The organism is Luteitalea sp., from assembly GCA_009377605.1.
Taxonomy (GTDB): Bacteria; Acidobacteriota; Vicinamibacteria; order Vicinamibacterales; family Vicinamibacteraceae; genus WHTT01.
In genome coordinates this window covers 23,409-47,637 of sequence record WHTT01000017.1, presented here as the reverse complement: position 1 = coordinate 47,637, position 24,229 = coordinate 23,409, and the positions used below count along the sequence as shown (strand labels likewise).

Genomic DNA, 24,229 nt, shown 5'->3' with positions numbered 1-24,229 from the left:
AAGCAGGCGGTCGACGAGGGGCTGAGCGCAGGATTCCTCTCCGGGAACGCCATCAAATGGGCCATCGACCTGGCGCCTGCCACGGTCTTGAAGCCGGAGACCATCGATGAGCGAACCGGGTTGACGCGCGGCGGCCAGCGGGTGTCGACGGTGCCGGATCCGGCGGGCCGCCCCCATCGCATCTTCCATCGCGTCGGCCGCTTCGGTGGGCTCAGCGAGGCCGAACGGGCCAGACCAAATTACGCCGCGCCATTCGACTTGGAGCTCCCGAACGAAGGGACGCTCATGGGCGCGCGGAATCCGTTCCCACCGAACGGCTCGGCCGACTGGATCGTCAGCAAGGCGGATCATTGGATCTTCGAAGGAACGGGGATGCGGAACGGCGACCGCATTCCGGGGCTCGTCGGGTGGGAGCATCACGGCGAGCCGGCCGACATCCCCGGCCTCGAGGTGGTGGCGGAAGGGACCACGATCAACAGCGGCGACCTCGAGTCGCCGTATGCGGCGACGGTGTATCCCGGTCCGAGAGGGAATTGGGTCTTCAACGCGGCGACGATTTTCTGGTCGATGGGACTCTCGGCGCCGCCTGGGCTCGTCCCTCCGTACTCGCACTACGGCCGGCCGCACGGTCCCGACAAGCGTGTGCAGCGCATCACGGCAAATTTCCTGACGGCCTGCAAGGCAACACCGGACCGCTGATGTGCGAGTCACGGCGCCGCGCCAGTCGGCACGCGGTGGTCGTTCAGGAGCACGAGGACAGCGGGGCTGTTGGCGACCTGCCGGCGATAGCGCTTCAACAGGTCTCGCGGGACACCGCTGTCATTGAGGCCATTGCCCAAGAGGATGTCGGGCCTGCCGTCGGCGTTGACATCCGCCGCTTCCACGCGCATCCAGCGCCCGCTCGACGTCCCCGGAACCGTATACGGTGTGAAGCGGAAGCTCCCCTGGTTGTCGAGGATCAGGAACGACTCGGGCCGATCGAGCGACCAGTCCGGGAAGTATGACACGACGGCCAGGTCGGAGAGGCCGTTTCGATCGAAGTCCGCGACGGCGGCCTGGATCGCCCCGTACATCGGGTAGAAGTATCGCTCGCGGAACTCGAGGCGCCCCTCGTTTCGGTAGATGCGAATGCCGTGATAGCTCCGCAGGGGAGCGTCTGGAATCTCCATGTTGTTTCCATTGACCGTGACGAGATCCAGACGCCCATCGTCGTCGAGGTCTGCGGCCGCCAGCGCATGGTAGCCGAATCCCGGAGGCTGCTCGAGAATCTGCCGCTGCTCGAATCGCCCCCCACCACGGTTCGTGAAGAGCACCAGCTCGTTGCGGCCCTGGGCCAACAGCACCAGCAGCTCCGGCAACCCATCGTCCGTGAAATCGTGCACCACGGCATTGACCGCGCCGGAGCGATCGATGAGGACGTGCTCGCGATACTCTCCATCGCCGAGGTTCTCGAGCCAGGAGAAGCGCCCGCGGTCGTGATCTCCGAACGCCGAGACGACGATGTCTTCCAGGCCGTCGCCGTCCAGATCCTGGAACAGCGTGTGCGAGATGCGATGGTAGCCGGTCAAGATCGGCTCGATATCGTAACCGTCGCGTGTCCGGCGATACCGGAGAATCTGGCCCCGCATGCGATCGCGATCCAGGTCTCCGATGAGCGTCAGCACGAACCCCTGGGGATCGAAGCGAATGGCGATCGGCTGGCTGCTCACGCGATGCCGCTCACGCAGCGTTCCAGACGGCGTGAAGATCAGCAGCTCCTTCGCCAACCCGTCACCCACGGCCACCTGGCCCCGCACCTTGTCCACCGCGAGCAGTGTGACCAGTGGCGGCTCCATCAGACGAAAGGCTGCCTGCGCGACACGGAAGCGCGAAGCGGCGCTTCGCGGCTCCGGCTTGGCCATCTGGGGCAGGGGCCGCTCCGGCGCGGCGTGCCGGTAGTATGCGCGGATGGCGTCGAAGTCTTGGCGAGACAGCATGGGTCGCCGAGCGACCTGCTCCGTCCGCACCAAGTTGGCGAACGGCGGCTGCCGGTGCTCGTAGCCCAGGAAATTGCCCATCCAGGTCAGGACGAAGTCCCACGTGTCGCGAGGCAGCATCTCCGGCGGCGGATTCAGGTGACAGGAGCTACAGAAGACGCCCGCACGCTGCCTGCCTCGCCGGATGCGCTCTCCATCGATCGTCTCGATGGCGTGCCCGCGCTGAACACTGGGAATGGGCCGGGGCTCCCCAGCATGGAGCCGTAGAAGGCTCGACAGTAACGCACCTGCGATCAAAGGAGTCAGATACCGCAAGAGAACCGCCGGGCGCGCGCCGCCGAGGAGTGTGCCAGGCCCCTCGTTCGATCGATGAGCCTCGGCGGCGCGGATCGGTTGCAGCGCTCGCGAAGCGAGCCCTTTCAGCGTGCGGCAGCGGAAGTCGGCTCGGGGAGCGGACCGAGCTCGATCCTCCGGACGTAGATCTCGGCGCCTTCCGATTGCACCAGGATCTTTCCTCCGGTAAGGGTCGAATGGCTGCCCTTGTTGACGATGACCCCATTGACCATGTAGACGAGGCTGTCGCCTTCGACAAAGGCATCCAGGCGGTTCCATTGTCCGTCGGGATGCTCCACGTCCTCGCGGCCGCGGAAGCCGAGCACGTCCTTCCACTCCGGGTCGCGGCCGTACCAGTCGATCCTCCCGCCTTCGAACTCACGCGGCGTGCCGTCCGGATCCCACTTCCGGTCTTCGCTGACGGTGGCTGTAAGGCGGGGAGTCAGCTGCTTCCCGTCCTGCGTATAACCGCGCACCAGGATGACGTCGCCGGTGCCTCCCTCGATGATTTGAAACTCGACGGATTGCATCCACGGGCCGTTGAAGTCCTCACGGCTGTTTCCGTCGGGTCCCTGGCAATGGAGCAGGACGCCGCTGTCCTTGGTGCGGTCCTTGCGATCGCCCCAGGTCGCCACGCCCCACCGGTACTCGACGACCAAGTGATAGTCTCGATATGCCTTCTCAGTGATGATGCCGCCGTAGTGCTCACCGCTGATGCGGATGGCTGGCGCGCCATCGATTCGATCGACCACGCTGAAGACCCGATCGGGATCCTCATGCTCATGGTCCACCAACCACGTATAGAAGCTCGTGAGGTCCTTGCCGTTGAAGAGCCGGATGACCTCGCTCGGTCTGACGGCCTGCTCGGAACCGGAGGCGATGATGGCGCCGGTTTCCAGGCATCCGACCGTCATGGCAATCGCAACAAGCCAGGTCCGCACGGTTCGCGTCACTATCACCGGCTCGCTCCTTTCAATCCGACTACCGACGGTCGTCCACCTGTCTCCGAGGTCATCAGGCCAACTCTGCGAGCTTCACCGGACGGCGATCGCGGGCGGAGAGGTCTGCCGCGAACACGACGCGATGCGATGCGAAGGCGGCGTCGAAGTTGGTCCAGGGCATCGGCTCGCCGTTGGCCAGGCTGTCGATGAAGGCTTGGAACTGCGGCTGATACGGGTGGTCTGCCACGTCGCCCGAATCGACGAGCGGCGTCCCAAGCGTGCTCCAGCGGTCTTTCAGGAGCCCCTTGAGCCGCTGCGAATAGAACCGATTGTCCAGGAGGCTGCCTTCGCTGCCCACGAGATGGATGTGAAAGTAATAGGGCTGTAGACAATCGACCACTGACGAGACCTTTCCCATACGCCCGTCCGAGAACCTCAGGAGTGTCACCGACGTGGTGTCGTACTCGTACGGCGCGAAGATAGGGCTCGTCGATCGGCCGCTGTAGCTCGTCACCTCCTCCACCTCGCCGCCCATGAAGTGGAGCAACAGGTCGAGGGCATGGCAGCCGGCCGTTAGCAAGCTGCTCCCGCCGAAGTCACGCTTGACGTTCCAAGAGAACTGGCCGTACCAGGGCCCGATGCCATGGTAGTAGTCGACTTCGGCGTAGTGGAGCTCACCGAGCAGGCCCTGATCCAGCGTCGATCGCACTGCGTTCGCGTGCTGGCTGAAACGGAGTTCGAAGCAGACGCAAGCGTGCACCCCAGCGGCTTTGACCGCCGCGGCGACCGCCTTCGCGTTCTCGAAGTCGATCGCGATGGGCTTTTCGATGATGAGGTGCTTGCCCGCCTTCGCCGCGGCGATCGCCTGCTCGGGATGGAGCGGGTGCGGCGTGCAGATGTCGACGATGTCGATCTCGGGGTCTTTCAGCATCGAATCGAGGTCCTGATACACCTTCAGCGGCATACCGACCTGTCGTTCGACGTCCTGCGTGCTCAAGTCGCGACGCGTGCAGACCGCGGTGACACGCGCGCCCTTGACGGAGCTCAGCGCAGCGATGTGCGCGCCGGCGACCCAGCCCAGCCCTACGATGCCGATTTTTCGCTCGCTCATGTGTTCAATCGAATTAATGTAAGGTTTTATCCAAGACGTCCTCAGACGTCAAGAGAAAATCACCGTCTGTTGTCACACGCATCCATCTCATCATACCTGGGTGTGGGCGGTCGTCCAGACCCCCTCGCCGTCCTGCCACCGCCACCCGCTCATGGGGAATGGCAAGACGAGGCGATCCCAGCCGGCTGCTATCCGGTCCCAGGTTTGATCCCAGCTCAGGACGCCGCCGAGCGCGTCGGCCGCTTCCGTGTTGCAGGCGCCGGACGCGCACGCGAAGGCGACGCAGGCTTCGGGAGGGCGACCGCGGAGCAGCGCTGCCAAGAAGCCGGCAAACGTGGCATCTCCGGCGCCCGTGGTCCCCACGACGTCCACGCGAAAGCCGGGCGACCACAACTCGCGGGCGTGCCATTCTTCCGGTCGAGCCGACAGCGCCCGGCCCGGTTCGGCCCAGCGAGAGGCCGGCGCTGTGGCGACGTAGAGTCCGAGGCGGCCCAACTTCAGGCCGGCGATCTTTGGCCCCAGATTCAGGAGGTCGCGGCCGATCGAGCGGACCAGGTCCGGCGCGGCGGCGGCGATGAAGCCGCCGGCATGTCCGCAGAACGCGCGGAACTTGTCCGGGTACAGCGTGTAGATCGTCTCTTCGAAGCTCGGAATGAAGATGTCCACATACGGCAGAGCGCGCGAGAGGATGGTGCGCCAGTCGACGCCGCCGGCAAACGAGGCTTCGTCCGGCATGCTCATGTCCAGCGACGTCGTGACACCGGTCGCCTTGGCGCGCCGAAACAGCTCCACGAGCTCCGCCCCGTCCCGCTCGATCAACCGGCGCATCAACGGTGGGTATCCCAGGTGGAACAGCTTGACGCCGCCGAGCCGCACGTATGCGATGTCTTCGGCAGAGAACGTGTCGTTGCAACCGGGACAATGTAGCACCATCCGGTCGCGTCCCACCGGACTGAGGATGACGCTGTAGGACGTCACGGCGCCTGGGCTCTCGATCATGCCCTGAGCGAGCAACGGATCGTGGCGCCCGACGATCTGCCGGACGGCCTGCCCGAAGAGATCGTTGCCGACCTTGCCCATCAACAGGGTCGCGATCCCAAGACGACGCATCGCCAGGCCGGTGTTGGAGACCGCACCCCCGGTCGAGACAACTGCCTTGCCGATCTCCTGGAGGAAGCCCTCGGCGAAGGCAACGTCGGAGCCCTTGATCTCCGGGATGATGTCGAGACAGATGTGCCCGCCGATGACGGCCTCCGCCTCGCGCCCGAACGAACCGTCTCTCTCAGACGTCAACGGCCGTTCCCTTTCGCTGAGACTCGAGCGCCGACGTCAGCACGCGATGGCTGAGGGCCGTCTCCTCCGGTGTGACACAGTAGAAGGGCTGCTTCATCCGCTCCCGGCCGTTCACCAGCTCGTCGCAGAACGCGGCCCACATCTGCAGGATCGCATCGGGAAATCCGAACTCGAAGATGCCTCCCGTCACCGCGGGATAGCAGCTCTCGTACCCGACGTCGGCGACGTGCCACGCCTGCGGCTGTCCGGACGCGTAGGGGAGCGTCCGGATCTGCTTCGGGAGCTTCGTGCTGAACTCCGCGGAGAAGCGGGTCCCGAAGATTCGGAGGAACCAGGTGTTCATCTCGCCGGGCGCGATGCGCTTTGTCGACAAGATCACGGGGAAGCGATAGCCGTCCATCGGCACTTCGCCGGCGAGGGTGGCGTTGTCCCACGTCTCGCACGGGGCTTGCTCACCCTGCTCGTCCGGCCGCGAGGTCACGATGTTCGAGAGGCAGGCGAAGATCCTATCGGGGAGCCATCCGAAGCGCAGCGGGATGTGCAGCACGTGCATCCCCAGGTCGCCCATGCAGCCGTACTCGCCGTTGTACGCCACGCGCCGCTTCCAATTGATCTTCTTGTGGGGATCCAGGTCGCTGCTGTGATGGAACCCTGCCTCGACCTCGATGATCCGGCCGAAGCGGCCCTCGCGGATGAAGTGCAGCATCCGCTGGGCGCCGGGAAAGAAGGGAAACTCGGACGAGCAGCGCACGACGACGCCGGGGCGCGCCTCGATGGCCTCCAGAATTGATCGGTTCGCTTCGCGATGGATGCCGAAGGGCTTCTCGCCCAGGAGGTGCTTCCCCGCGCGGATGACCGCCTGATAGAGCTCGGCGTGGAGGTGGTGGGGAACGGCGCAGTAGATCGCGTCGATGTCGCTTCGCCCCAGGAGGTCCTCGTGGTTGCTCGTCACAGTGATGCCTGGAATGCTTCGCGAGAACCAGTCGAGGGCGGCGGCGCTCGTGTCGCACACCGCGACGGGCTTCGGCGCGAAGTCCAAGTCGAGCAAGTGGCACCACCGTGCGGAGGCGCTGGCGAACTCGCGCCCCATCATCCCGCCGCCGATGATGCCGAATCGAATCTCTCGCGTGCTCATCGAGCATCCCTGAGGAGCTTCACGGCCTGGGCTGGTGTGGCCGCATCGTGGACGATGGCCATCAACGCCTTGGTCATGCGCGTGGGTTGTGCGTGCTGGATGATGTTGCGGCCGTAGACAATGCCAGACGCGCCCTGTTGCATCACGGCGAAGGTCCGCTCGAGGAGCTCTTCTTCCGGCGCCTTGCCGCCGCCCCTCACCAGCACCGGCACGCCGCCGGCAATCTCGATGACTTCGTGATACCTGGAGACGTCGTCGCAAGGGTCTGCCTTGATCACGTCGGCGCCGAGCTCCACGGCCTGACGCACGAGGGGGAGGATCTTGTCGAGGGTGCCGTCGACCATGTATCCACCCTTGACCTCGTTGGGCTGCATCACGAGCGGCTCCACCATGAGCGGCATTCCCAGCGCTTCGCACCGCGGCTTCAAACGGCTGACGTTCTCCACCGACTGGCGGTGGAGCTCCGGCTGGTCGGGAAGGAGGAGCAGATTGACCACGACGCAGGCAGCGTCGAGGCGAACCGCCCGCTCGACCGCATCCTCGATGAGATAGCTGAACAGCGTGCGCGGGAGCTTCGACCCGTAGACGTTGGCCGCGTCGGTGCGCATCACCAGCGCCGGCTTCACGGGGCCGGGCCGGGACTGCAGGTGCATCGCCTGGCCGGGGCTCAACTGAATCGCGTCGGGCGATGCCTCGACGACGGTGTCGATTGCCCGTGAGATGTTCTCGATGCCGCCGAGGAACGAGCGCTCGTTGAAGAAGCCGTGATCGATAGCGACGTCGAAGCACTTACGGTCGGCGCCGAACAAACGATGAAGTCGCGGTAACGGTTGCATAGTCTCACTTTCGTTTACGTAGCGCAGGCCTTCAGGCCTGCCTTCGAAGAATCGATGTCGTGCGAACGCGATCGACGGCTGCCGAGCCGGCTGCCCGTCGACCGAGTCAATGCCGCCATTGGCGGGCGCAGCGAGGCCGTCACTGCACGGGCGCCACCGGCTTGTGAGGATAGAGCGCGATCAGCAGCTGCTGGACCGCCTCCACCAGCCGCTCCCCTCCGCCTGGAAGGAACCGGGCGCTCGTCACCTCGTAGCCCCCTTCCCAGAAAGCCTTGAGGTTTGGCACGTAGCTGATGGCTCCGTTCCCGGACTGCTCGCTCACGATCATGAAGGGGAACGGCGATCCCGTCTTGATGCTCAGGCCGAGCTCGACGAACGCATCGCCGGGAAACCCGACGAAGGCGACCTCGTCGCCCAGCGTGAACGCCGCAAGGATGATGGCGATCCAAAGCTTCTTCATATCGCTGCCTGCTGCACAACCGCCGATCGGAATCATCTATACGCGGTCTAAAGACCGCGCGCTACGTACGCTCCAGAGATTCTGTAGCGAGGGGTCTTCAGCCCCCTCGTTCTGCGCCATGATTTGCGTCACCCTGTTTAACTGCTGGACGTTGCCGGGTGCGTACATGAGGCTTGAGCGCGTCCTGCAGCCGCGGCCCATGGGGATAGCCATGGCCAAGGTGCTGGCGGAAGCCCTCGGCATGCGCGACGCCGCACTCCTGACCGTAACGGGCCGCCCACTCGGTCATGCGCACCAGATACTCGTCCACGCCGTGATGATCGCGCAGCCACTCTCGCTGCGACGCATGGTGGCTCAACAGCCGACGCTTAGCGTCCATCCGATCACTGACGTCGACGTAGAAGTGGGGGAGGATGCGCTCGCCCAGCGAATCCGTGCCCTCCACGGGATCGGCGTAATAAAGAGCGGGCGTCGCAGGGACCGCCGGTGCTGGCGGCACGCCTCTCGTCTGGTACAGGGGCATCGCAGCCGCGAACACGGCGGCGCGGACGACGCGGGCGGTTTCTTCGTGATCCAGCATGTAGTCCGCCGGTGAATGCGTGATCACGACGTCCGGCACGAACGTCCGGAGCAGCTCCACGATGCTGCGGACGCGGTCTCTGTCGGCGAACACTTCGATGTCGATCGCGCCGGCGCACGCGTACCACGCACCGATGGAATCAGCTGCCGCCTTTGCTTCGGCATACCGGATGCGGGAAATCTCTTCCTTGGTTCGCGTCTCGTTGGAGCCGCAGTCACCGGCGGTCATGGTGACGATACCAGTCTTCCAGCCCTCGGCGGCCAGGTGCAGCAATGTTGCGCCGACCAGAATCTCGGCATCGTCGGGATGTGCCATGACAACGAGCACGCGAGGGGGCGTCTCGGACATCGGCTTTCACATCAGAGGTGGCCACGCCATGTCGCACATGGTCACTGGTTCCTCGCAAACAAATCCTAATGCAGCTCGACAGCAGTGCTGCCAAGGCCGCCGCGGTAGAAGTGGAAGCACACGTTGGGGTGGCGCGCCAGCAGGGACATGGGAACGGAGGTGTCCACGATCCTCTCTGCGATCATCAACGTCGTCAGGCGGAGCCCGAAGGGATTGTCATGAGTGCCGGCATGCCAGATGGACACCTTCTCCGCTTTCCATGTTTCCACCGGGCCGACGGTCACCGCCTGTTGCGGAACCAGCCACAAATTGCCGTTGCCCGACGTCCGTGCGTTCTGAAGGAGCGTGAGGGGATGGAGGTCGACGACGCGGGTCGAGAGCGCGAGATACTCCTCGGGCGACGGCGGCTCGTCCTGATATCGGCCGGTGCGGGGCAACGGATCGTTGAAGGCCCAGTGCTTCACTTCCCCCTGCCCGCCCTGCATCACGGCGCAGTGGATGTGGTCGAAGCTCCGACGGTAGTCGGCAGACTGACAGGTGGGGAAATGGATGTTCTCCGCTGGCATGGCGAGCCGCTTGTCGATCCGATTGAAGCAGAGCTCCAAATTGGTCCGCGCGAAGGAAAGCGGGTGCGACGATGGCACGACCTTCCCGTCGATCGCCCATTCGTCCATGGCCCAGAAGTGCGCGTCTCGCAGGCTGAGCCCCAGCTCGTTGACCAGGCGTGCGACGAGCGGGAGCTGCTCGGTCGGTCCGATCGGACCACAGATGCCCACGGGATTGTCGGCCGTCGAGCGCGACCAGGCCGAGATGTACTCGAGCGCTTCCGCGAGATAGAAGTCTTCGAGGGTGTCGTAGAACCGGATCTGAAATCCCTCGCGTGCCAGGCCGGCCAACCGCTCCGGAGTGAGGTGCGCGGCTTCCTTCAAGACAGCCTCGTCAAGCGTCGTGTAGTCCCACCAGCCCCGCGCGATTTTGCTTGGAGGTCTCATTACGCTATGGCCCCTGAATTTGGTGACCAAACCACGAAGAACACGAAGAATTTCACGACGAAGAGCACGAAGAGCACGAAGAAAGAAGAGCACGAAGAAAACCACTTGAATTCTTCTTCGTGTCCTTCCTTTCTTCGTGTCCTTCGTGTTCGTGGTGAAGACCTTCGTGTCCTTGGTGGTCGAAGTATCTGGAAGGCCTGAAAGGTTTCATTAAATCCAGGCTATACACGTGGTTTGCCCGTGTCAAGATAGATTTCGGTGCGATTTGCCGGCGTGGGATGCGAAGGGTGGACTATGGATGGCGGGTAGATTCCCGGACGACAAGCTCGGGCTCCACCTTGATGGACTCGGGCGTGAACGGTGTCTTGCCCAGTGATGCCTTGACGGCGTCCACCAGGAGCTTGACCCCGACCGAGCCCAAGTCGGACATCGGCTGGCGGATGGTGGTAAGCGGAGGATTATAGCAGCCAGCCATCGACACGTCGTCGAAGCCAATGACAGAACAGTCCTCGGGCACTCTCCTGGACGCGTTGTTGAGAGCCCGAATCACGCCAAAGGCCGTGACATCGTCGAACGCGAGCACTGCCGTGAACTTCTTGCGGCGGCGCAGGAGCTCTTGCGCGAGCTCGAAACCGCTCTCGTAACTGGACGTGGGCTCCTTCACTTCCATGACCAGGCCAGGGTCGATGGCCAGACCGACCTCCTGCGCATAAGTGAGCACACCGTTCCATCGATCGCCGCTGTCGACGATGATCTTCGGGCCGGTGATGAACGCGATCTCCCGGTGTCCCAGCTCATGGAGGTGTTGCAAGGCGAGGCGCCCTCCGGCCTCGTTGTTGACGACGACGGTGCTCATCGAATCCTGTCGAAAGTTGCGGCCAATGATGACCGTCGGAAGCACCCGTTTCCTCAAGACCGCCAACACGTCGATCTCGAGCGACAGCGAGTTGGCGACCGCAATGAGACCTTCAACCCGTCGCGCGAGCAGCATCTCGATGTCGCGCTCGAACCGCTTTCTGTCGTTCTGCGTGTCGGCAAGAACGACGAGATAGGGGGATTCGTCGAGGCCATCCTCGATCCCCTTGAGGATGTTCGCGCAGTACGGGTCCGAGATATCGAAGACCATCACCCCGATCGTATGACTGCGATTGCTTCGGAGAGAGCGCGCATACGGATTGGGATGGTAATTGAGCTTCTCTGCAGCGCTCTTGATCAGGTTCTTCGTTCGCGCAGGAATGTATTGCGCAAGCGGTGCGTCATTCAAGACGATGGAAACCGTCGTTGGAGCGAACCCACTTTCCCGTGCCACGTCTTTGATGGTTACCATTGCCATATCGAAAGCCGCTATCACTGTCACGTTTCATTCTAACCGGTGGTCGCGCGACGGCCAGGGGACCAGAGGGGCACTCCGGGGCCGGCGACCGCCGAGACCACGTGTTGACCTGGGGCCTAAGCTGATATATTAAAAGCATTCAGTGCGAGTATACATCCGCACGGCACTCGCCGTGCACAAACCGTTCTTTCGAGAGTCGAGGTCGAGAAATGGCAGCTGAATCAAAGCAGATCGGGCCGGGAAATATGCTTCGGCGAGCGTCTCGCGTGTGCTGCGACCGTGCGCAGCGAACAGGTTTTGTGCTGTCGCTGTGTCTCCTGATCGCCGCGGTCCCGTCCGACGCGCGCGGCGCGGCGCAAGCATCGGGCAGCTTGCGCGCGGGGGCCGCCACGAGCAACGTCACGCCTTGGCTCGGGCTGTCGATCAACGGCAGCATGCAGGATCGCAAGGTCGAGCACGTCCACGACGAGCTCCATGCCAGGGCGCTCGTGCTGGACGATGGCGCGACCCGCCTCGCGATCGTCGTGGTCGACAGTTGCATGATCCCCCGGCCGGTGTTCGACGAAGCGAAGCGGCTCGTCCACGCCTCCACGGGGATTCCCGTGGCGAACATGCTGACATCGGCGACGCATACGCACTCGGCGCCGACGGCGGGCCCGGTGTTCCAGAGTGATCCGGACCGGAAGTACCTCGAGCTCCTGACCGTCCGCATCGCGGACGCGGTGCGGCGGGCCGTCAACAACGTGGAGCCCGCCGAGATCGCGTGGGGCGTGGGGCGCGTGCCGGATCAGGTGTTCAACCGCCGGTGGAAGATGCGCCCCGGCACCATCCCGCCGAATCCGTTCGGGGAGCAGGACCTCGTCCAGATGAACCCGCCCGTGGGGAGCCCGGATCTCGTGGAGCCGGCCGGTCCCACCGATCCTGATCTGACCATCATCTCAGTGCGTGCCCTGGGCGGCCGCCCCATCGCGCTTTTTGCGAACTACTCGCTGCACTACGTGGGAGGCACGGGAGAAGGTCACGCCTCCGCCGACTACTTCGGCATGTTCGCCCGCCGGATGGAAGAGCGGCTTCGACCCAGTGCGCCGAAGCGACGCGACGGCACGCCGGGGCCCCCTCCGTTCGTCGCCGCTCTGTCGAACGGGACGAGCGGAAACATCAACAACATCAACTTTCGCCAGGCGCGACCGTCGGACGCGCCCTACGTTCAGATGCAGCGCGTTGCGCACGACGTCGCAGACGAGGCGATGCGGGTCTACAAGACGCTCCAGTACGAGCGGGGCGTCGGCTTGGACGCCCGCACGACTGAGTTGACCCTGGGGGTTCGCATGCCGAGCGCCGAGGATCTCGACCGCGCCCGTCGGATCGTCTCGCAGGCCGATGGGCCGAACATGCAAACGCGCGAGGAGATCTACGCCCGCGAGACGCTGTTCCTGAGCGAGTATCCCGCGCGCGTGCCCGTGATCCTCCAGGCGCTGCGCATCGGCTCTCTCGTGATCGGCGCCATCCCGTGCGAGGTTTTCGTCGAGATCGGGCTGGAGCTGAAGCAGAAGAGTCCGTTCACGCACACGTTCACGACCTCCCTCGCCAATGGCTACAACGGGTATCTGCCGACGCCGGAGCATCACGAGCTCGGCGGATACGAGACCTGGCGAGCGAAATCGAGCTATCTCGAGGCCGAAGCGTCTCCGAAGATCGTCAAGGCGCTCCTGGAGCTCTTCCAGAGCCTCCACGCGTCCTGAGCGCGCCTCCAGCCCACCTCCAAACGAGGAAGGACACGAAGGATTTCACCACGAAGAGCACGAAGAGCACGAAGTTTCAAGATCACGAAGAAGAACCAATCAATTTCTTTCTTCGTGTCCTTCGTGCTCTTCGTGGTGAAATCCTTCGTGTCCTTCCTGATCTGACCTCATGGCAGTTCACTTAGCGCGCCGCCGGGGAGCCCCTGGCGGCGCCTTTCGATCCGGCCTTCAAGTACGCGATCAGGTTGGCCAGGTTCTGCGGCGACAGCGCTCGGTCCAAGTCGGGAGGCATGAGAGAGTTGGGCGATGCCGTCATCGACACGATGTTGGTCCGCAGAATCACCGATGGCTGGTTGGCGGTGTCGCGCAGCGTGATGCTGGTGGCTGACTCCGACTCGAGCAGACCAGAGAGCGTCCTTCCGTCGCGCGTCTCCACGATGTACGCATCGTAGCCGGGCGTGATCTCGTAATCCGGTACCAGCACATGCAGCAGGATGGCATCGGCGGGTTGGTTGCTGATGCCGCTCAAGTCGGGCCCCAGGCGCCGTCCGCGCCCGCCGAACGCATGACAGGCGGCGCAGTAGGTGGCGAAGGTTTGCTTGCCGGCAACCGGATCGCCGGTCGCGCTCGAGACCTTCGGACGCAGCTGTTCGTAGATCTGCATCCGATCACCAGATTCCATGTCGGCGAGCACCTTCGTGGCTCGCTCGCGAATCGCGGCATCCTTGTGTGTGAGGAGCTGTGTGCGCCGCGAGGGGCCGAGCGCTGCAGCCGCCACGTTGCCCTGCTCGATTGCGCCCAGGAGCGCGTCGAGGTGCATGGTCTCCGCCATGAGCACGGAGAGCACCGTTTCCCTGACCTGTCGAGTGTAGGTGTTCCAGCGCTCTCGCGTCACCAACGACCGGCCGGCCGCCGGGGCGTGCAGCCGACCGAGCGATCGAACCGCCGCTGTCTGGATCTCGGACGCGTGCTGCGGCTCCAACAAGCGCTCCAACGTCTTCCCGCCCGCAGCGTACGTCCCGTGACCGAGCAGCTCGATCGCCGCCCGACGGAGATCGACCGGCTGCGTCTCGTCCAGCGCGACCGCGGAGGAGCGCCGCAGCAGCACCTCGAGCCGCGTCCTCGCTTCCCCCGCCTTCGGCGTGTCCGGGGCGACGAGCGCGTCCAACGGGGAACCCTTCTCTCGGGCCAGCCCGCGCGTCCGGAGCCCTTCGGCGATGCCGGACAGCGCCGCGGGCTGCCACGCGAAGTCGTTGTCCGGATCGGTGATGTGCAGGAAGAGATCCAAGCATCGCTCTGGAGACTCGCCCGCCCCGAAGAGCTGACCGAGGTCCTGCATGACCGCGGCCGTGACCTCGGTCGGCGTCGGACCTGCAGCAGCGAACGCTCGTAGGAAGTCGTTCGCGCGGCCGCCGATCGAGCTGAGCACCGCCACGCGCGGCCACAGCTCGGCGCCGTCCCGGCGCGCCAGATCGACGAGCGCCTTCGTGGCTCCGGGATCGCCGCTCTCTCCGAGGGCGAGGGCGACCCGGAACCGGACACGGTTGTCACGATCGTCGGCCAGGCGAAGGATCGCCGCCAGGATCTCGCCCGACTCGACGAGCCGCGGCTCGGCCAGGCGGACGGCATTTTCGCGCACGCGCGGATCCCCATCCGCGAGTCCGTGCAGCACGTCTTCCTTGCGGAGCGCCTCAAGCCCGTCCAACGTCCACAACGCGTGGGTGCGCGCGGAGGCGCTCACGCCCTCGCGCACGAGACGCCGCAGGTGCGGGATCGCCGCGCGGGCCCGGCGCTCGATCAGGAGCCGCTGGGCCGTCTCGCGCCACCACGCGTTCGGATGCTCGAGCGTCCGAGACAGCTCCTCGACCGAGGCGTGCGCCAGATCGAACGGCTCGCGGCGCCCCTTCCAATCCGCGGCCACGATGCGGTAGATGCGACCGTATTCCCGCCCCGACTGGAAGTCCAGCAGCGCGCGGCTCGCTTCCGGCACGTACTGGGGATGGTCGATGTTCTCGCGGTACATGTCTACGATGTAGAGCGCGCCGTCCGGACCATTGGCCGCGAACACGGGCCTGAACCAGTTGTCCGGCGAGGCCAGAAAGTCGACGCCTTGCCGCGCGGGTGTGGACGTGTAGGTGGCTCCACTCGGGCGCCACACCTGCCGCTGGACCAGGTTCTGGGCCGACTCGCAGATGAAGATGCTCCCGTCGTGATCCTTCGGCAGCGCGTCGCCGCGGTGGAGGTGGACACCGCTCGCCGCCGTGAAGGTGCCCGCGTGCGGCGTGCTCATCAGGTCGGGATGAAACGATGCGGTCGTCATATCGGCGCTGATCGGCCAGACGACCGCCTCTGGACCGACCGTGGAGACCTCCTGCACGGTCTCGGAGAACGCCAGATGCGGGTTGCGCTTCAAATACCCTGGCTCCATGACGACATGCCAGACGGGGTGGCGGTTGGCGCAGATAAAGCGGCGGCCGAAGTCATCGAAGGTCAGCCCATATTGTCCCTGGCCGCCGGTTAACTGGAATTCGAACGTGACGGGATCGAAGCGAGAATCGCTCGTGGCGAACTCCACGGGCGCGCGGTCCGGATGATCCGGAGCGGTGACCTTGCCGCCGTTGAGGCCGCTCGTCAGGTAGACCCAGTTGTCGATGCCGAGCGTGGGATGACTGAATCGGATCTGCGCGGTCCGCGTGGTGTTGAATCCCGTGAGCACCACCTTCCGGACGTCGGCTCGGCCGTCGCCGTCGGTATCCTGCAAGTAGAAGAGGTCGGGCGCGCAGGTGACGAAGACGCCGCCGTTCCACGGCATGATTCCGTTGGGATATGTGAGGCCCTTCGCAAAGTCGGTCCGCTTGTCGTACCGACCATCCCCGTCGACGTCCTCGAGCAGGGCGATGGTGCCTCTCGCCGGCGGGTCAGCCTTCGAGCCGTCTATGGGATCCGGATAGCCGCGGTTCTCGGCGACATACAGGCGCCCGCGCTCATCGAACGCCATCGCGACCGGATCCACGACCAGCGGCTCGGCGGCGACGAGCTCGATGCGGTAACCCGGCTCGAGCTGAAAGGTCGCCAACGCCTCCTCGGGCGAGAGCGGCCCGGTGGGAGCGCGCCGCGAGCCGTGGAGGCTTCCTCCGAGCACGAGGAAGGCGACGAGGAGGGCGGAGCTTGGCTTCATGACGTGATTGCTAGTGACAGGGCTGGTGGGCTGCAACCGCTGAATCGGTCGCGATATCGTACGCGCTCATTTCTTGACATACGTAGCGCGCGGGCTTCAGCCCGCGCGTCGCGGGGCCTGAAGGCCCCGCGCTACACTTCATGATTGCTAGCGTGCCGCGCTTGCAGTGCCCGCCGGCTTCAGCTCGTCGAGCATGGCCAGCATTGTCGACACGATCTTCGGCGCCGCTTGGACTTCGACACGGTTGGTCCCGAGCCACGTCTCGTAGCCGCCGAGCTCGTGATGGTGCACGGTCGGCAGATAGCCGAAGGCGCCGTTGGCGATCGAGATGGTGCACGTATCGGGGAACGGGCTCTTCTCCTTGATCTCCAGCCCCATCTCCACGAACACCTCGAAGGGAATGGCCGTGATCGCCAGGTCGCCGATCCGCACCGCTTGCAGCACGATATCGACTCGGGGCGGCGCCTCGACGATCTGCAGAATCCGCTTGGCGTAGGTGCGCTCCCGGATGTGGCCCTGCGGCGCATCCTCCGGACGCGCGAGGATATCCCGAGCACGCGCGGTCATGGCCTCGTCTGGCCGCCGTGCCTCCAGGGTCAGCTCACGCTGGATCATGCCGAGCGGGACCCGATCGTCGTAGGGGATCTCCTGCAGCGCTCGGAAGACCTCTCCCGCCACTTGGTTGGCTACCACATTCATGCGGCCGTAGGGTGGGAGCTTCGCCTGGCCCCCCGCGAAGTTGATGTTGTTGATGTTGCCACTGGTGCCGTTGGACATCATGGCGACAAAGGGAGGATCCTGCGCGTCCGCGCCGAGCAGACGGCTCATGCGCTCGGCGAAGACCCCAAAATAGTCGGCCGAGATGTGGCCCGTCGGCACGCCACCGACGTAGTGGAGCGAGTAGTTGGCGAGGAGCGCGATGGGGCGGCCCTCGGGCGTTCTGACGGAGAGGAAGCGAATCTCCGGATCGGTGGGGCCGGCCGGCTTCAAGAGATTGGGGTTGCCCACGCCCGGATTCATTTGGACCTTGTCGACGCCGCCAAAGGGATTGGTCAGATCCGCGCCCGGCTTCATGAACCAACGCCGATTGAAGACCTGCTCGGGAAGACTCCCGGATCCCCATCCGATCTGGGCCGGCTGGAGGTTGTTAATGGCGCGCTGGACCCCATCGGCGATACGACCCGCGAGGAACCGCTGGTAGTCGTCGAGCGGGCTCGATTCGTCGTAGCGGTTCTTTCCGCGTGCGGTGCTGGCGGAGTGCGTGTGCGTGGAGGCGATGAGGAGCTGCTCGGGGCGAAGGCCGGCGCGCTCGAAGGTGAGCCGCTTCGCTTCCTCGATGACGTGGCTCGGAATCCCGACGTTGTCCGCCAGGACAATACCGATCCGGGTGCGACCGTCGTCGAGGACGAGGCAGCGAGCGTAGAGCTCGTCGTGGATGTGAGTGGCCGGCTTCGGGCTCCAGCCGCCCACGATCAGCTCTCCGAGCGGAGGCGTGATGTTGCTGGCTGCGGCCCCTGCCTGCAGGCGCCGATCCGGGTCGTCTTGGGCCGCGAGCGGCAGGGGCGTCAGCAGGGGCGTCAGCAGGAAGACGAGCGCGGCAGTCGTGATGGCGGCCGCCTTCCGTCGATATACAGCGGAGCGAAGCATGTCGATCGTTTCCATGGCTACCACCGGAGGCGCAGGGTCATTTCCATCATGCGCGAGCCCGAGTTCTCGCGCCCGCTGCGCACGGCCGTTACCTCGCCGGGGTTCGCCGCGTTGATGTCGCTGCGCGGGTAATTGAACTGCGGCGTGTTGAAGAGGTTCGACACGCCGAGCACGTACTCGAGATTCACACCGCCCCGCAGGGAGAACCGCTTCACGAGGCTCAGGTGGTGCAGGTTGAGGCCGGGTCCCTCCAGGATGTTCACGCCGGCGGTGCCGAAGAAGCCGGGCTGCGGCACCGCAAAGCAGCTCGCGTCGAACCAGCGCTCCACCGTTCGCTCGCCGCGCGGCAGAGTGCCGTCGCAGGTCCGGTCCGGACGCCCGCCCACGGTGTCGGTGTTCGACGGATCGGCGCCGGAGAAGGTGGGAGAGAAGTACTGGCCCGTCTGGAAGTAGGTGACCGTCACGATCGTCCAGTTGCCGGCGAGCGCGTCGACAAACGGAGAGGCGTCGGAGAGGAACGGCCGTCCGCGTCCCCAGGGCAGATCGATCACCGTGTTGACGATCGCTTTGTGCCTGGCGCTGTACTGCTCCCGGTGCCACTCGTTCGGCACATAGGGGTTCTCCAGGCTCAGGAAGTTGGAGCGGTTGGACTGGAGCGTGTAGTGGACGTCGAAGGTTACCAGCCCGGCGCGCCGATTGACCTGCGCCTGGAAGGCGTCGTAGTTGCTGGCGCCGTTCTCGCGGACGACCGAGGCCGAGATGAACTGCGAATACGGCCGCCTTTCCTGGTCGAAGGGCACCAAGCTGGGCTCGGGCTTGTTGATGTTGAGATTGTAGTTCAACCCCCGGCTCCGCGAGCCGATATAGGACAGGCGGACACCGATCTTGCCGAATTGCCGCTCGGCACTGGCGCTGAACTGATGGATGGCGCCTTGCCGCGTTTCGGACGGGAAGCCGCGAATGCTCTGCGACGGGATCTCGGCCGAGGCGAGATCGGCGGGGAATGGCGTGGGGAAGGCGAACCACGGCCGCCCATCCACGACCTCATTGATGTACGTCTCGGCGATCTGGAAGGGGCCGCTGCCCTGCAGCCGATCGAAGTATCCGATCTGCTCCGTGAAGACGCCGTAGCTGCCGCGCACGACGAGGTCGTCTTTCAAGCGGTAGGCCAGGGCGAGCCGAGGCCGGATGTTGGTCCATTTGATGTCGGGAACGACGTCGCCGCCGCGGACGGTGATGTTCTCGGGGTAGAGCGGGCTCACGGCGGACATCGCGTCGGCGGGCACGATGACGTCACCTGTCGCCTGATCCCAGTTGAACTGGAGGCCGTCGTCAAAGCGTGGCGAGGTGAAGATGTCCCATCGCACGCCGTAGTCGAGCGTCAGACGGGAGGTGGCCTTGTAGGTATCCATCGCGAAGAAGCCCATCTCATACGCCGCCTGCCTACGATTGGTCAGCGGATCCAGCCGCTCGCTCGAGTGCGGCAGGCCGAGCAGGAAGTCGGCATACGCGTCGCCCGTGAAGCGCCCGTTGAAGTTGAACCGCCCGTAGGTGGGCTCGGGAATCGATCCGTCGAACTGGCTCACTCGCCGGACGTCGCCGCCGAACTTCCAGACGTGCTGTCCGCGGGCCCAGGTCACCGTGTTCGAGATGTTGATCTGGTGGTTGTCCTCCTTGACACCGCCGGCGATGGTCTCGAGCGCCGTCATGCCCGTGATGTCTATCCTCGGGAAGCCCATGGCCTGGAGCCCGCGAGGATTGACGCCCTGCAGCCCGATCGCGTCGACGACCTCGTCACCGCGGCGCGGCGTGAAGCCGTCGACTTCGGTGCCGTCCTCGACGAAGTCCCACAGCCATCCGGCGCGAAACGTGTTGACCAGGTTCGACGAGAACACGTGCGTGTTCGAGAAGACCGTGCCTCGATGCCACCTGACGCGCGTCCAGTCGAATCCCGGCAGGCCGCGCTTGAGCACGTAGGGCGTATACCGCTGGATATAGCGCCCGTAGAGCGAGTTCTTCTCCGTGACCTGATGGTCGATCCGCACCATGGGATAGTCGGCGCGGTAGAGATCGTCTGGATACGGATGCTCGAACCCGAGGTTGTTGACGAGCGTATTGGCGTCGCCGAGGTTCGGCGCCGGGATGTATTGCTCCTGGACCTGCGCGGAGAGCGGGTTGATCCGGTCGCGTGGAATGACGTTGCCGGGGAATGGGCGGCCAGTCCGCGGATCGATGAGCGGCGTGGCGTTCGGCCCCTCCAGCAATTGCGAGAAGTCCCCGTCGCGCATCGCCGCGGTCGCGACGGTAGAGCGATTGAACGATGCCGAAGGAATGTTCTGATGGAAGTAGGAGGCGTAGAAGAACGTGCGGTCCCGGAAGATAGGCCCCGAGGCGTCGAAGTGGACCTTGTGCTCGCGGGCGGGCAGCTTGGTCGGGTCGAAGAAGCTCCGGGCGTTCAGCGCCGAATTGAAGTGCGTGTAGAAAAGGCTGCCGCGGAAGTCGTTCGACCCGCTCTTCGAGATCATGTTGAACGACGAGACACGCGCCTGATCCGCGGTGTTCCCGACCGCTGTGACCGTCAGCTCGGTGAAGTCCATCATGTTGTTGATGAGATTCACCGTGCCGTCCTCATAGACGCCGTCCATCCCGAGCGCGTTCTGCGAGGCAGGCTGGCCGGCCATCCGGAGCGACCAGCTTCCCATCTGGCTCTCGATGCCCGGCAGCGTCGTCAGCAGCGACTGCGGGTAGTAGGTGTTGACGAGCGGGCTGGCGTCGAACAGCTCCTCGGTGAACTTGGACGAAATGTCGCCGCTATCGGTCGTGATCACGGCGGCGCCGGCTTCCACCACCACCTGGTCGCTCAGCTCGCCGAGCTGGAGGACGATGTCGAGGCGGCGGGTTTGTGAGCCGTCGAGCAAGACGCTGTCGGCGACGAAGGTGCGGAATCCCGAGAGCTCCGCTCGCACCTGGTAGGTGCTCGGGTGAAGATCCGGCGCTTCGTAGTCTCCGCTGTTGTTCGATACGACGGTGCGCACGCGGACGTTCGTTCCGACGTCGGTGATCGTCACCGTGGCTCCGGGGATGACGCCTCCGCTCTGATCGGTCACCGTCCCTCGAATGGTGGACAGCGCTTGAGCGGCGGCGGTCGCGGAGGCCATGAGACTGAGGAGCACGACGCTCAGCGACAGCGCTGAGCGCATCAGAATGCGACGGGCGCTTTTGGGACCGGTCATCGTCGTTGTCATGGCGCCTCGAACCTCAAAGCTTGGGGCAGGGTGTCTCCAGAGAGGGGATTGAAGCGATTTATGAAAAGGATTCAAGCAGATTTGGCCTGCGGTGTCAACTACTCCGGGCGCTCAGATGAATTCCGGGCTTACCTTTAGGGGAAAGCAGCGCGCTGAAGGGGGCGTCGCGACAGAATCGCGGCTTGGCAGGCGGACGCGGCAGGCATGACGCGCGCGAAACCTACGGCTCCTCGACTTTCAGGATCTGATCAGCCTCGATCCCCTCCAACACCTGAACGACGCCGCTTGGCCAGCGCACCTCGAGCTTCTTGATGCGCTCCTCGTCGCCCAAGCCGAAATGGAGGCGGATGTCGTTGCTGCTCAGATAGCTCGCGGCGTTGTTGATCTCTCGTACTTGCACGCCTCGCGCCGTCTCGACGCGCACGACGGCGCCGAGCCCGAACCGGTTGCTGCGGCGTCCGCGTGCCTCGACGAGCAGCCAGTGACCGGTAGACGACGTGTTTTGCAAGAGAACCGGCCGATCGTCGAGGTTTGCGATCGCCACGTCCAGCGCGCCGTCGTTGTTGAAGTCACCAACCGCGAGCCCGCGACCCACGCGTGTGATCTCGAGGCCGGATCCCGCCTGGGCGGAGATGTCGGCGAAGCGGCCGCCGTCGTTTCTGTACAGCAGGTCGCGCTGCGCGTGCGTGAGCTGCGGTTGGTACAGCTGCACGTTGTCGATGACGTGCCCATTGGCGACATAGATATCGAGGTCGGCGTCGTTGTCGACGTCGAACAGCCGGGTACCGAACCCCAGCGGCCAGTAGCCGCTGCCCAGACCAACCGCCTCGGACGCATCCTCGAACGCGAAATCTCCGCGATTGACGTACAGCGTGTTCAGCTCGGCGGAGAAGTTCGTGACGAACAAGTCCTGCGCCTCGTCACCGTTGACGTCGCCGCAGTCAGTTCCCATGCCTGCCTGCGGTTTTCCATTCAGGTCGTAGCCGACGCCAGCGCCGTAGCCCACGTCTCGAAAGGTCCCGTCACCGTTGTTGCGGTAGAGGAAGTTGCGGACGAGATCGTTGGCCACGTAGATGTCCACGTGGCCGTCGCCGTTCACGTCGCAGAACGTCACGCCGAGGCCCTTTCCGCCCGGGTTCGCGATGCCCGCCTCCGTGGAGACGTCGGTGAAGGTGCCGTCGCCGTCGTTGCGGAAGAGCCGATCCGAGACGCCGTCGAACATCGTCGGGGTACAGTACATCCGGTAGCCCTTCTTCTTGAAGCCGCAGTACGGATTGTCGGCGGCATCAGAGTCGACGTAGTTCACGACGTAGAGATCCAGGTCGCCGTCGCGATCGTAGTCGAAGAACCCGGCGCTGCTGCTCCACTCGGTTCCTCCCGCGACGCCGGCTTCCGCCGTGACGTCGGTGAAGCTGCCATCGCCGTTGTTGCGGTAGAGGATGTTCGGCCCGAAGTTGGTGACGTACAGATCCAGCCAGCCGTCGTTGTCGAAGTCGCCCACGGCGACTCCTGTACCGTAGCCGCCTCCTCCCGCTACCGCCGCGCGCGCGGTGACATCGGTGAACCGCCCGCGGCCGTCGTTTCGGTACAGCACGTTGCCTGGCGAGGCAGCGCGACGGCCAACGGCGGCGCCGTTCACGAAATAGAGGTCGAGAAAGCCGTCGTTGTCGTAGTCGATCCAGGCAACACCCGACCCGAACGTCTCGACCATCAGCTTGTCGTCGGTCGCGCCGCTCTCGTGAACGAACGTGATGCCGGCTTCGCGGGCGACATCCACCAGCTTCACGGCGGCGTCCCCGGTCGGCGATCCGGCCGCGGACCATCCGCGGAGTGACGTGAGGAGCGCCAGCAGAAGGATCGAAACCCACGCCGCGGTCATCGACGGGGCGGTACGCGGTCGATGAGGGCTCATTGTGGGCGTTTTGGATCTCCGATGGAGGAGTGAAGATCGGTTAACCGCTGCCGCGCTTCTTGATGCGCCGGATCGATCTCAATGGCGCGCCGATACGCCTGGCGCGCCTCGTCTTTGCGTCCTTTCATCCGATTCGCCTCACCCGTCAAGAAGTAGACCTCTGCTTCCAGCTCCTGGAAGTACGCGGAGCTCAGCATCTCGCTTCCCTCGGGGAACACCCCCTCGAGCTGGTCGAGCGCCTTGTCCACGTCGTTCTGCCGGAGATAGGCTCGCGCCAGCTCGACACGCCCCTTCGCGCTCGAAGGATCCAGCGCGATCGCCTTCTGCAAAACCTGCGTGGCGTCTTGGGGCCTTCCGGCTCGAAGGTACAACTCCCCGAGCGTCTGGAGTATTTCGGGCAGCATGGGCTCTGCGTGAAGTGCCGGCTCCAGTTGGCGCAGCGCCTCTTCCGGCCGGTCCAGATCCAGGGACGCACGCGCCAGTTGGAGCCGTGCGAGCGACAGGCTCGGCGCGAGCTCCAACGCCCGTCCGGCGAGCTCCAAGGCACGCTGTGGATCTCCGAGCAAGCGGTGGGCCTCTGCGAGAAGCGAGAGGAAAAGCGGTTGATCGGGCAATCCTTTCAAGCCCTCCTCCAGCTCCTCTCGTGCGCGGCCGTAGCGTCCGAGATCGAGGTAGATCCGTGCGAGTGCGAAGCGTGCCCAATGCAATCGCGGATCGAGCGCGAGGGCTTGGCGCAGCTCCGCCTGCGCCTCGCCGATGAGCTCTGGGGTTGCGCGCGAGCGGAACGCCACGCCAAGCAGCATGTGCGCCTCCGCCGATTGCGCATCTTCGGCCAACAGCTCCTTCAACAGCGGGATCGCCTGGTCGTGGCGTCCGCCGCGCACCTGCTCCCGTGCGCGTGCGAGGCGCTCCTCGAACGACGCGGACCGTTGGCTCGAGGAGCCGGCGCTCACCGCCGCGAGATGCGGGCGCAGGCCAAAGGCGGGCCGTGCGCGGATTGCGTCTGGAGCCATCTCGCCGCCTCCGCACGGCGGCGCGATTAGCAGTGGCGCCAGGCCGGCGACCACCAAATGGAGCATACGGGTGGATTATAGCAGCCGCTTGACGCGGCTCCGGCCTTGATAAAAGCTTATAATAATTCGTTTGAATACGTCGAGGGCTCCGCCG

Annotated in this window: 17 protein-coding genes and 1 pseudogene (1 of these 18 running past the window's edge); 3 read left to right on the top strand and 15 right to left on the bottom strand. The window is 64.8% G+C overall.

What is annotated here, in order from left to right:
• A pseudogene (locus GEV06_07970) lies at window positions 1-25 on the top strand (hypothetical protein); it begins 992 nt to the left of the window's first position.
• A 62-nt stretch (window positions 26-87) separates the two neighbouring features.
• Entirely contained in the window at window positions 88-699 is a 612-nt protein-coding gene (locus GEV06_07965; GenBank protein MPZ17830.1) for a hypothetical protein, read from the top strand.
• An 8-nt stretch (window positions 700-707) separates the two neighbouring features.
• Here GEV06_07965 and GEV06_07960 read toward each other — a convergent pair whose 3' ends face one another.
• The 10 genes from GEV06_07960 to GEV06_07915 all read right to left on the bottom strand — a co-directional run bounded on the left by GEV06_07960 (window position 708) and on the right by GEV06_07915 (window position 11,338).
• Window positions 708-2,273 (bottom strand): hypothetical protein, encoded by a 1,566-nt coding sequence (locus GEV06_07960; protein ID MPZ17829.1) that lies wholly within the window; start codon window positions 2,271-2,273, stop codon window positions 708-710.
• 122 nt (window positions 2,274-2,395) lie between these two features.
• Entirely contained in the window at window positions 2,396-3,250 is an 855-nt protein-coding gene (locus tag GEV06_07955) for a DUF1080 domain-containing protein (GenBank protein ID MPZ17828.1), read from the bottom strand.
• A gap of 73 nt (window positions 3,251-3,323) precedes the next feature.
• A complete protein-coding gene (locus tag GEV06_07950; GenBank protein ID MPZ17827.1) occupies window positions 3,324-4,361 on the bottom strand; it encodes a gfo/Idh/MocA family oxidoreductase in 1,038 nt (345 codons plus the stop codon).
• A 90-nt stretch (window positions 4,362-4,451) separates the two neighbouring features.
• Window positions 4,452-5,654 carry a carbohydrate kinase family protein gene (locus GEV06_07945; protein MPZ17826.1) on the bottom strand — a complete coding sequence of 401 codons (1,203 nt, stop codon included), beginning with the start codon at window positions 5,652-5,654 and terminating at the stop codon, window positions 4,452-4,454.
• The gene (locus tag GEV06_07940; protein MPZ17825.1) at window positions 5,644-6,789 is read right to left on the bottom strand and encodes a gfo/Idh/MocA family oxidoreductase; all 1,146 of its coding nucleotides are present in this window, start codon (window positions 6,787-6,789) and stop codon (window positions 5,644-5,646) included. Before GEV06_07940 ends, GEV06_07945 begins: the two co-directional genes overlap by 11 nt.
• The gene (locus tag GEV06_07935; protein ID MPZ17824.1) at window positions 6,786-7,625 is read right to left on the bottom strand and encodes an aldolase; all 840 of its coding nucleotides are present in this window, start codon (window positions 7,623-7,625) and stop codon (window positions 6,786-6,788) included. Before GEV06_07935 ends, GEV06_07940 begins: the two co-directional genes overlap by 4 nt.
• A gap of 139 nt (window positions 7,626-7,764) precedes the next feature.
• A complete protein-coding gene (locus GEV06_07930; protein MPZ17823.1) occupies window positions 7,765-8,085 on the bottom strand; it encodes a hypothetical protein in 321 nt (106 codons plus the stop codon).
• A gap of 97 nt (window positions 8,086-8,182) precedes the next feature.
• Window positions 8,183-9,013 carry a PIG-L family deacetylase gene (locus GEV06_07925; GenBank protein MPZ17822.1) on the bottom strand — a complete coding sequence of 277 codons (831 nt, stop codon included), beginning with the start codon at window positions 9,011-9,013 and terminating at the stop codon, window positions 8,183-8,185.
• A 65-nt stretch (window positions 9,014-9,078) separates the two neighbouring features.
• The gene (locus GEV06_07920; GenBank protein ID MPZ17821.1) at window positions 9,079-10,005 is read right to left on the bottom strand and encodes a glucosamine-6-phosphate isomerase; all 927 of its coding nucleotides are present in this window, start codon (window positions 10,003-10,005) and stop codon (window positions 9,079-9,081) included.
• 292 nt (window positions 10,006-10,297) lie between these two features.
• Window positions 10,298-11,338 (bottom strand): substrate-binding domain-containing protein, encoded by a 1,041-nt coding sequence (locus GEV06_07915; GenBank protein MPZ17820.1) that lies wholly within the window; start codon window positions 11,336-11,338, stop codon window positions 10,298-10,300.
• Window positions 11,339-11,583: 245 nt separating this feature from the next.
• Between GEV06_07915 and GEV06_07910 the strand changes: the two genes are divergently transcribed.
• Window positions 11,584-13,080, top strand: coding sequence for a hypothetical protein (locus tag GEV06_07910; protein ID MPZ17819.1), 1,497 nt, complete (start codon window positions 11,584-11,586; stop codon window positions 13,078-13,080).
• Window positions 13,081-13,261: 181 nt separating this feature from the next.
• On the opposite strand, the gene GEV06_07905 is transcribed toward GEV06_07910, so the two are convergent.
• The 5 genes from GEV06_07905 to GEV06_07885 form a co-directional block, all read right to left on the bottom strand.
• Window positions 13,262-16,258: a c-type cytochrome gene (locus GEV06_07905; protein MPZ17818.1), complete on the bottom strand. Its 2,997-nt coding sequence runs from the start codon at window positions 16,256-16,258 to the stop codon at window positions 13,262-13,264.
• 147 nt (window positions 16,259-16,405) lie between these two features.
• A complete protein-coding gene (locus GEV06_07900) occupies window positions 16,406-17,905 on the bottom strand; it encodes a hypothetical protein (protein ID MPZ17817.1) in 1,500 nt (499 codons plus the stop codon).
• Between the two features lie 17 nt (window positions 17,906-17,922).
• On the bottom strand, window positions 17,923-21,150 hold the full coding sequence (locus GEV06_07895; GenBank protein MPZ17816.1) for a hypothetical protein: 3,228 nt from the start codon (window positions 21,148-21,150) through the stop codon (window positions 17,923-17,925).
• Window positions 21,151-21,370: 220 nt separating this feature from the next.
• Window positions 21,371-22,861, bottom strand: a complete 1,491-nt coding sequence (locus GEV06_07890) for a hypothetical protein (protein MPZ17815.1) — start codon at window positions 22,859-22,861, stop codon at window positions 21,371-21,373.
• Between the two features lie 197 nt (window positions 22,862-23,058).
• Entirely contained in the window at window positions 23,059-24,141 is a 1,083-nt protein-coding gene (locus GEV06_07885; protein MPZ17814.1) for a tetratricopeptide repeat protein, read from the bottom strand.
• Between the last annotated feature and the right edge of the window lie 88 nt (window positions 24,142-24,229).

Coding starts and splice junctions, on each gene's coding strand:
- GEV06_07930 (MPZ17823.1), bottom strand. CDS start 8,085: ATGAAGAAGCTTTGGATCGCCATCATCCTTGCGGCGTTCACGCTGGGC.
- GEV06_07900 (MPZ17817.1), bottom strand. CDS start 17,905: ATGCTTCGCTCCGCTGTATATCGACGGAAGGCGGCCGCCATCACGACT.
- GEV06_07940 (MPZ17825.1), bottom strand. CDS start 6,789: ATGAGCACGCGAGAGATTCGATTCGGCATCATCGGCGGCGGGATGATG.
- GEV06_07950 (MPZ17827.1), bottom strand. CDS start 4,361: ATGAGCGAGCGAAAAATCGGCATCGTAGGGCTGGGCTGGGTCGCCGGC.
- GEV06_07895 (MPZ17816.1), bottom strand. CDS start 21,150: ATGACAACGACGATGACCGGTCCCAAAAGCGCCCGTCGCATTCTGATG.
- GEV06_07890 (MPZ17815.1), bottom strand. CDS start 22,861: ATGGTCGAGACGTTCGGGTCGGGTGTTGCCTGGATCGACTACGACAAC.
- GEV06_07885 (MPZ17814.1), bottom strand. CDS start 24,141: ATGCTCCATTTGGTGGTCGCCGGCCTGGCGCCACTGCTAATCGCGCCG.
- GEV06_07925 (MPZ17822.1), bottom strand. CDS start 9,013: ATGTCCGAGACGCCCCCTCGCGTGCTCGTTGTCATGGCACATCCCGAC.
- GEV06_07935 (MPZ17824.1), bottom strand. CDS start 7,625: ATGCAACCGTTACCGCGACTTCATCGTTTGTTCGGCGCCGACCGTAAG.
- GEV06_07910 (MPZ17819.1), top strand. CDS start 11,584: ATGCTTCGGCGAGCGTCTCGCGTGTGCTGCGACCGTGCGCAGCGAACA.
- GEV06_07920 (MPZ17821.1), bottom strand. CDS start 10,005: ATGAGACCTCCAAGCAAAATCGCGCGGGGCTGGTGGGACTACACGACG.
- GEV06_07915 (MPZ17820.1), bottom strand. CDS start 11,338: ATGGCAATGGTAACCATCAAAGACGTGGCACGGGAAAGTGGGTTCGCT.
- GEV06_07905 (MPZ17818.1), bottom strand. CDS start 16,258: ATGAAGCCAAGCTCCGCCCTCCTCGTCGCCTTCCTCGTGCTCGGAGGA.